Annotated in this window: 8 protein-coding genes and 1 tRNA gene; 2 read left to right on the top strand and 7 right to left on the bottom strand. The window is 50.7% G+C overall.

Annotation, left to right across the window (positions count from 1 at the left end):
* From JRG72_09465 to JRG72_09435, 7 genes are all read right to left on the bottom strand, one after another.
* Positions 1-365, bottom strand: a 365-nt coding sequence (locus tag JRG72_09465) for a transposase (protein ID MBW2135434.1), incomplete at its 3' end; no start/stop codon positions are given.
* A gap of 623 nt (positions 366-988) precedes the next feature.
* Positions 989-1,363, bottom strand: coding sequence for a desulfoferrodoxin (locus JRG72_09460; protein ID MBW2135433.1), 375 nt, complete (start codon positions 1,361-1,363; stop codon positions 989-991).
* Between the two features lie 187 nt (positions 1,364-1,550).
* Positions 1,551-2,045, bottom strand: coding sequence for a rubrerythrin family protein (locus JRG72_09455; protein ID MBW2135432.1), 495 nt, complete (start codon positions 2,043-2,045; stop codon positions 1,551-1,553).
* A gap of 37 nt (positions 2,046-2,082) precedes the next feature.
* Positions 2,083-2,319 carry a hypothetical protein gene (locus JRG72_09450; protein MBW2135431.1) on the bottom strand — a complete coding sequence of 79 codons (237 nt, stop codon included), beginning with the start codon at positions 2,317-2,319 and terminating at the stop codon, positions 2,083-2,085.
* Between the two features lie 94 nt (positions 2,320-2,413).
* Positions 2,414-2,629: a hypothetical protein gene (locus JRG72_09445; GenBank protein ID MBW2135430.1), complete on the bottom strand. Its 216-nt coding sequence runs from the start codon at positions 2,627-2,629 to the stop codon at positions 2,414-2,416.
* A 321-nt stretch (positions 2,630-2,950) separates the two neighbouring features.
* Positions 2,951-3,472 carry a thiol peroxidase gene (gene tpx / locus JRG72_09440; GenBank protein MBW2135429.1) on the bottom strand — a complete coding sequence of 174 codons (522 nt, stop codon included), beginning with the start codon at positions 3,470-3,472 and terminating at the stop codon, positions 2,951-2,953.
* Positions 3,473-3,922: 450 nt separating this feature from the next.
* Positions 3,923-3,998 (bottom strand) — tRNA-Phe (locus JRG72_09435).
* Positions 3,999-4,165: 167 nt separating this feature from the next.
* Between JRG72_09435 and JRG72_09430 the strand changes: the two genes are divergently transcribed.
* Entirely contained in the window at positions 4,166-5,875 is a 1,710-nt protein-coding gene (locus JRG72_09430; protein MBW2135428.1) for a protein kinase, read from the top strand.
* Positions 5,876-5,993: 118 nt separating this feature from the next.
* Positions 5,994-7,373, top strand: coding sequence for a ribosome biogenesis GTPase Der (gene der / locus JRG72_09425; protein MBW2135427.1), 1,380 nt, complete (start codon positions 5,994-5,996; stop codon positions 7,371-7,373).
* Positions 7,374-7,375: the final 2 nt, after the last annotated feature.

Below are 7,375 nucleotides of genomic sequence, written 5' to 3'. Positions count from 1 at the left end.
AGGTAGCGGGGCAGATGCTTGGGGCTGACGCCATGGTGGATACCCCGGATATTGCCTTTAATATTGGCGTTCAAGGTATGGACCCAGGGCAAGACCTTCGGCGCTTCTTTGCCCCACCCGGGCACCAGCCACTCATGATGGAAACCGGGGGAAGCATCCAGGAAGTTGTAGCCTGGCCAACCATCGGTCTTGATCACTGCCTCGACCGCCAGGCGCTCCCGTACCAAGGCTTGAATCTCTTCGCTGCTGACCCGGGACACCATCCGCATGGCGGCAAACCTGGGCTTATCGGTCGGGGTTTCCAGCATCCGTTGCAGGCAGAGCATGGAAATGCCCCTTTTCTGACGCCCCATCAGCCAGATCATCCAGAACCATTGGCCTTCCAATGGTATAAGTTGCGGCTGCGCTGAAAATAAGCCTTATCATGTTGGCAGCGCCTTTTTCTGAAATTGCATCAGGCTGAGGGCCTGCTGTTGCATCGCTTTGCTCCATTTTGCCTTTTAGTCAGACTAATTATACCATATTCTTCAGAGCAAAGGGTATAATCGTTTAATTTTTTCTCTGTGTTCTCATACCGATTAGCTTTCATGAGTAATTTTATCCTTTATCCCCTCCCCCCCGCTGGCGGGGGGAGAGGGCGAGGCTGAGGGGGGCATTTTAGCTCCCTGATCGCAACTTGGTATTACTGGTCTGTTTGAAGTTCAGCTCTAAATCGCTTGATTAATTAAGATCTGGTAAGTCCAAGAGCATAACCGGGGCGGAGATCATCTCCGGGTACCCATCCTGGGCATCCCGGCAATGATGGTCATCTTCCGCCCCGTTTGTAATTCTGACGGCGGTTAATTTCAGGGGTTAATGGTAAGAGATAACCTCTGTCGAAGAAATAATCCGCTCGAGGTGGTGGTTTGCACGAAACACTGATTATTCAATACTTATGCTACCCGGGTTGGGACGGCCTACTGCTCTGCTAGCTGGGGCTGAGCAAAACTTAAGCTTTCCAAAGACCATGCAAGTTACAGTATTCACGGGCTGTAATCTGATCTGCGTCGATAATAAAAGTGGCTTCTGGAGCTTCACCGGGCTTTAGGAACTGCCGGTAGGCTTTGCCATCGGCGATAACTTCGATCCACTCGATATAATGTTTCTCTTCCATGGGGTGGGGAACACTGCCGACCTTCACCTTAAACCCGCCGGCGATTTTCTCGATAACCGGCACATGTTTCTCTTTAGCCGCATCCACGGTGTTCTCCACGAACAGCTTCATGGGCTGGCCGCAGCATACCAGCTCACCGGCGCCGGCGTGCACCATTTCCACGATGTTCCCACAGACGCCACATTTGTAAATTTGCAGCAGCTCGGTCATGTAATTTTCCTCCTTGGGATTTTACCGGAATTATTTAGAAAGGGATTGGGGTGGTTATGTATCAATATAATTATCAATTGGCGGATTTCCTGTCCCTCCTTAAAAAAACCGGCTGGGGCCTTATTTTAACTGACCTCAGCAGCAATCCGGATCAGCACTGCCCCGTCCAGTTTTAAAGACCAAAGGATCAATCAATTCGAATGAAACTTTTCTTTTTAGCCTTGCACACCGGGCAGGCATCCGGAGGCTCGCCTTCCACTGTGTAACCGCAGACCGGGCAGATATAGTCGTCGACCAAGGTCTGGTTGTCCAGGTTATCCAGGGCCTGCTGATATAAGGCGGCGTGGACCTTTTCCACTTCATTGGCATAGCGGAAGGTTTGGGCGGCCCGTTTATTGTCCTCCGCTTCGGCTGCGGCGATCATCTGAGGATACATCTCCGTGAACTCATGGGATTCCCTGGAGATCGCTTCTTGCAGGTTTTCACGGGTGGATTTAACGCCTTCCATAGCCCGCAAGTGGTTATGGGCATGGATGGTTTCGGCTTCGGCTGCAGCCCGAAATAACCGGGCGGTCCGGGGAAAGCCTTCCTGGTCCGCCTTTTTGGCAAATGCCAGGTATTTGCGATTCGCCTGAGATTCTCCGGCAAAGGCCTCCATCAGATTCTCTAGCGTCTTGCTCATTAAAAGTCTCCTCCTAACTTAAGCTAAATATTTTTCATCAGTTAATATGGGGCCATGGTTCGCCATCCCGCTCTTCTACAAAATAGGAAAAAGAGTTACACTCCAGCTCGCGTTGCGAAACCGGGCAACGCAGCCTGATCCTCTGTTCCTCGACCTTGACGACCTCCCAGTCGCCGTGCCGAGGTCCGCTGGCGATGAAAATTTTTTCCCCTACCCGGAAAGGATAAGATTTGAAAATTGTAACCTTGGATAACTTTTGAACGCTATTTGACATGATGTCAGCTCCCATCTGGCTAGATCACTCTATAAGCTCGTCTTCCTGACCTCCGGCCGGGCTCCGGCAAGAACCGTCAGGCCAGTAATTGAGCCTATTTCTTCAGCATCCCGAACTTGCCTTGCCAGGAGCACTTATTACAGTAGGTATCAGTATCATCGACAATCTCAGGCATTTCCGGCCCACTGTGGTCGGGGTTAAAAACGATGTTGCTATCCTGCAGATCAAACTCGTGGACTTCATACTCTTCGTCCGGGTCTCTGACGAAAAAACTCTTGGACCCGCAGACCGGGCATTTCATGACAGCCATTATGTCTCCTTAATCTGGTCCTGCCTTTTGGTCAAGGTGATTTGTTTAATTAACGGCCTGTAATTACGTATACTATTTGGCAAGGCAGATTGACTCCCTGCTGGCTCACCAAGAGGCTCCTCCAGGCGGGCAACCCGGGGAACAGGTTGCATCTTGAGGCCAACCGGTAGCAGTAGCGGGAGGGCCAGCTGGTCTAATGACTTGTTTTTTGGTTTCCTTGGAACAGCCAACCAGAAATAGTAAAACTACCAGAACCAAACAACCCAAGATTTTCATAACTGTCTCCAGTGGCTCAGAGGTGAATAATCAGAATGACCACCCTTAGGTAGCCAGCATTGGTTTTAAGTGCCGCAGAACCGCGTCGTAATCCGGTTCATCGGTAATTTCCTTTACTAACTGAAAATACCGGACAATACCATCTTTGCCGATCAGCCATACAGCCCTGGCCAATAGCCGCAGTTCCTTGATTAATACCCCATAAGCTTGGCCGAAGGCAGCCTGGCGATGATCAGATAGGGTTTGCACCCGGGTTACTCCCGCCGCCCCGCACCAGCGTTTTTGCGCAAAGGGTAGATCCATGCTGATCGTCAAGATTGCTGCGTCCGGGCCTAATTGGGCCGCCTCGTCGTTGAACCGCTGAGTCTCGAGGTCGCATACCGGGGTGTCCAACGAGGGCACCGAGGTCATTAGGCATACCTGGCCCCGCCAATCAGATAGCCGGACCGGAATCAGATCATTATTGAGGACCTCAACATCTGGGGCCAACTCTCCCACTCTGACCTCATTACCGATCAAGGTCAACGGAATATTCTGAAAAGTTATGAGACCGGGCCGTTCGGGCATTCTGTCCACTTCCCATAGTAGTTTATGGATAGGAATCAGAACCTATTATTCTCCCCAACCCGTGACTTGTCTAGGCAGCCCCGGTTGGGACGGTTCACTTGGGTAAAATTTACAAAAAATCTAAGGTAATAATTATTATCGAATACGATACGCTATAAAAATCAACTTGTCAAGTGCCCAAGTAAAAATTTATGGAGATAAATTGAGACGGCTGGACAGGCGGTTATTTTTTTCTATCTATTCCGGGGTGGGAAAGGAGATTAACAAAACTCGAACGTTGTCTAAGTTGGTTAAAAGACTGGCAATCTTCCCTGATTTTGGTTTTGATATTTAGATATGCGCCAATTTGCCCTAAGGTGTAACTGGATCAGCAAATATACACAAGCCGGTGACCCCTACGGTGTCACCAACATAAAATAAAGTTCGCCAAACAGTTAAATTTTTTATTAGTGGTGGCGAGGCCCAGAATCGAACTGGGGACACGCGGATTTTCAGTCCGCTGCTCTACCGACTGAGCTACCTCGCCGTGAGGTCATTTTGTTATATAATATATTTGCGGAATGATTTTCAACTGAAAATTAGCCATTGTCAGATCTATTATCACATGCTACCTTGGAGCGCAACAAACCGATTGAAGTTATACGATCAGGCTAGGCTCCATGGTCAATTATGAGCTGCTAGAAAAATTATTATATGCGCAAGCTGTTAATTATAGATGCCCCAGACTCGGACTACCAGGAATTAGCGAATATTTTTAACGGGGCGGGATATGAAGTTCTCCCTTTGGTCGAAGGTGAGAGAGCACCAGCGTTGGCTGCTGAGCAGCGGCCAGATATTATCTTATTAAACATCCAGGCTGATGCCGGGCTCAAACAATTTCGGGCCCTAAAAGATCAAGAGGCGACTCAGCAGATTCCGGTGGTATTGATCCTGGAACGCTTTACGGAAGACTATGCGGCTCGCGGTCTGGAGATAGGCGCGCATGACTTTATAATCCCACCCTTCCGGGCCGAGGAAATATTAGCCCGGGTGGGGGTTGCAATCCGCCTGAAAGAGGATGAGCATCGCTTGCAGGCCTTCCAAGACCGCTATGGCGATCTCCTGGAGGGCACTTCTCCTTATCAGTTTATCATGACACGGGAAGGGCGATTGATAGATTGTAGTTCTCCCTTGCTGGAGGTGCTGGGCTATGACCCGCATGGTGAATCCCTTGAGGTTTCTCAGGCCCAAGACCTTTTCGGAGATACTGAGGACTACCATCAATTTCAAGAACTGATTAACCTCCAGGGCAAAGTCAATAATTTGATGGTCCCCTTCAGACATCGGGACGGCAGTCAGATAACAATGTTAGTCCATGGCTTGATTGTCCAGAATCAACCAGATCTAATAGTGGGGTATGCCAGACCGAGTGCCCCGCCTGACCAAGAAAGGGTGGGCGAGGATTTGGCTAAGCAACTGGTTGCCCGACCTTCAATCCGAAAATTCATGCGCGATCTGATCCCTCGTCTGCTACCTTTTGCTGACAATCTGCTGTCGCTTTTAAAACCGACAGATTTACTGGGGGGACATTATAAGAAGGTGAAAAAGCTGGGCCAGGGCAGCTTCGGAGAGGTCTGGCTGGTACTGGATACGGAAGCCTTGGGAGAAAAACGTTATTATGTGGCCAAGATTCCGTTTTCCAAGTCTTACAATAAAAAATTTCGCCAGGAGGGGGAGATCATTAGGAAATTGGCTCCTCACCCTGGGGTGGTACGACAGATTGATTACGTTGAAGAGCACGGTCGATTAATTCTCATCCAGGAGTATGTGGAGGGTCCGACTCTGCAAGACCTGCTGGTGGAGGAACTCCCGGAGGCTCTCAAGGAACGGATCATCATGCAACTCATCGACATCGTCGCCCATGCCCACCAGCACCAGGTGATTCACCGCGATATCAAGCCCAACAATATTATCGTCACCTCGGATGGTACCGTCAAACTATTGGATTATGGTGCTGCCAAGGAACTCAAGGACCGTGACATCAGCGCTACCATGGTCGGTTCCCGGCCCTATATGGCTCCGGAGCAGATCATGGGCCAGAGCGAAAAGCGCAGCGACATCTGGGCCATTGGAGTGATTATGTATCTGCTTTATACCGAGATGCTGCCTTTTTACGATGACCTGGAAAAAACCCTGATCGATCTGATTCTTTACCAGGAACCGGTACCTCCCCGGGAGGAGAACCCTGAGATTCCGGAGGAACTGGAAGCCATCATCCTCAAATGTTTAGCCAAGAAGGTAGAGGATCGTTATCCCGATGCCATACCCTTGAAAGAGGATTTGCTTCGCCATTTTCCCGACTTTGGTCAGCGGCCCTGGGGCGGTTTTCAGACTGAAGCCGCAGCGATGTCAGACCTTTCCTGACTCCCCTGGCATCACCTGCCCCCCCAATCTCATCAGCCATGGCTAATGCAGAAACTGTGAGCAGCTACTCTGAGTTAGGTGGACGGCAGATGGGATTGACTGTATAATTTATTTTGAGATGAACCCCTTAGTAGCTATTATCGGTCGCGCCAATGTCGGTAAATCAACCCTGTTTAACCGGCTGACCCGCAGTCGCCGGGCCCTGGTCGACAACCGTCCCGGGGTGACCCGGGACCGCAACTATGGCACCGTCACCTGGGATGACTACACCTTTACTCTGGTAGACACCGGTGGTTTTGAGTGGGTTCGAGAAGAACTGGGAGACCAGGTCCGCCGCCAGGCAGAAATGGCGGTAGCCGAAGCCGATGTCATTCTGTTTATGGTGGACGGCCGTCAAGAACCTCGGTTAGGGGACGAGCAGGTTACAGAGTACCTGCGCCGGTCGGGAAAGCCTCTGCTGCTGGTGGTTAACAAAATCGATGGTCCCCGCCAGGAAGCTGGTCTTTCCGAATTTTACCGTTTTGGTCTGAGTCCATTATTTCCTATCTCAGCCGAACATGGACAAGGTATTAGCGCACTGCTGGAAGCCTTGGTAGATTTGCTGCCGCCACGGCCGGAAGTTTCCGAGACCGAGGCTGGCATCCGCGTAGCGGTGCTGGGGCGACCCAATGTGGGCAAGTCCTCATTCATCAATCGTTTCTTGGGTGAAGCACGTCTGGTTATCAGTCCTTTGCCGGGCACTACCCGGGATGCCATAGACTCCCACTTGGAATTGGAAGGCCAAAAGTATGTGCTTATTGATACGGCTGGGATCCGACGCAAAAGCCGTATCTGGGAACATCTGGAACGAGGAATGGTGTTTCAGGCTTTTCGAGCCCTGGAGCGGGCCGACGTGGGCCTGCTGTTGCTGGAGGCTCAGGAAGGATTAACCGAACAAGATCTAAAAATCGCCGGACAAATTGCCACGGCCGGCAAGGGGGCGGTGATTGGCATCAACAAATGGGATCTGATTGCTGGGCAACCGAAACAGCAGCAGTGGTTGCTGGACCAGGTGACAAGTGACCTGGAATTCATGTCTTTTGCCCCGATTCTCCCGATTTCAGTGGCGACCGGCTATAATTTAAACCGGGTTTTTCCCCTGATCAACCAGATCTACGCCCAATCCAGCGCTAAATTGGGTACCGGCGAATTGAACCGGGTTTTTAAAGAAATTGTTACGCAACATTCCCCGCCACGATATCGCCACCGATCAGTCAGGTTCTATTATCTGACCCAGGTAGGAACCCTGCCCTTAACCTTCATGATTTTCACTAATTACCCTCAAGGCATTCCCGAGTCCTACCGGCGTTATCTGATTAATCAACTCCGGGCCAGGCTGGGGCTGCCCTACGCTCCCATTAAAATCTTGTTTAAAGGCAGAGATCGACGTCGCCGGGATGCAACCGTGTCGAAATCGGTCAGCCAGACCAAAAAGATAAACAAGAAGGGGACCAACTAGCT

The organism is Deltaproteobacteria bacterium (genome assembly GCA_019309545.1).
Classification (GTDB): Bacteria; Desulfobacterota; Desulfobaccia; order Desulfobaccales; family Desulfobaccaceae; genus Desulfobacca_B.
This window is presented reverse-complemented; position numbering and strand designations above follow the sequence as displayed.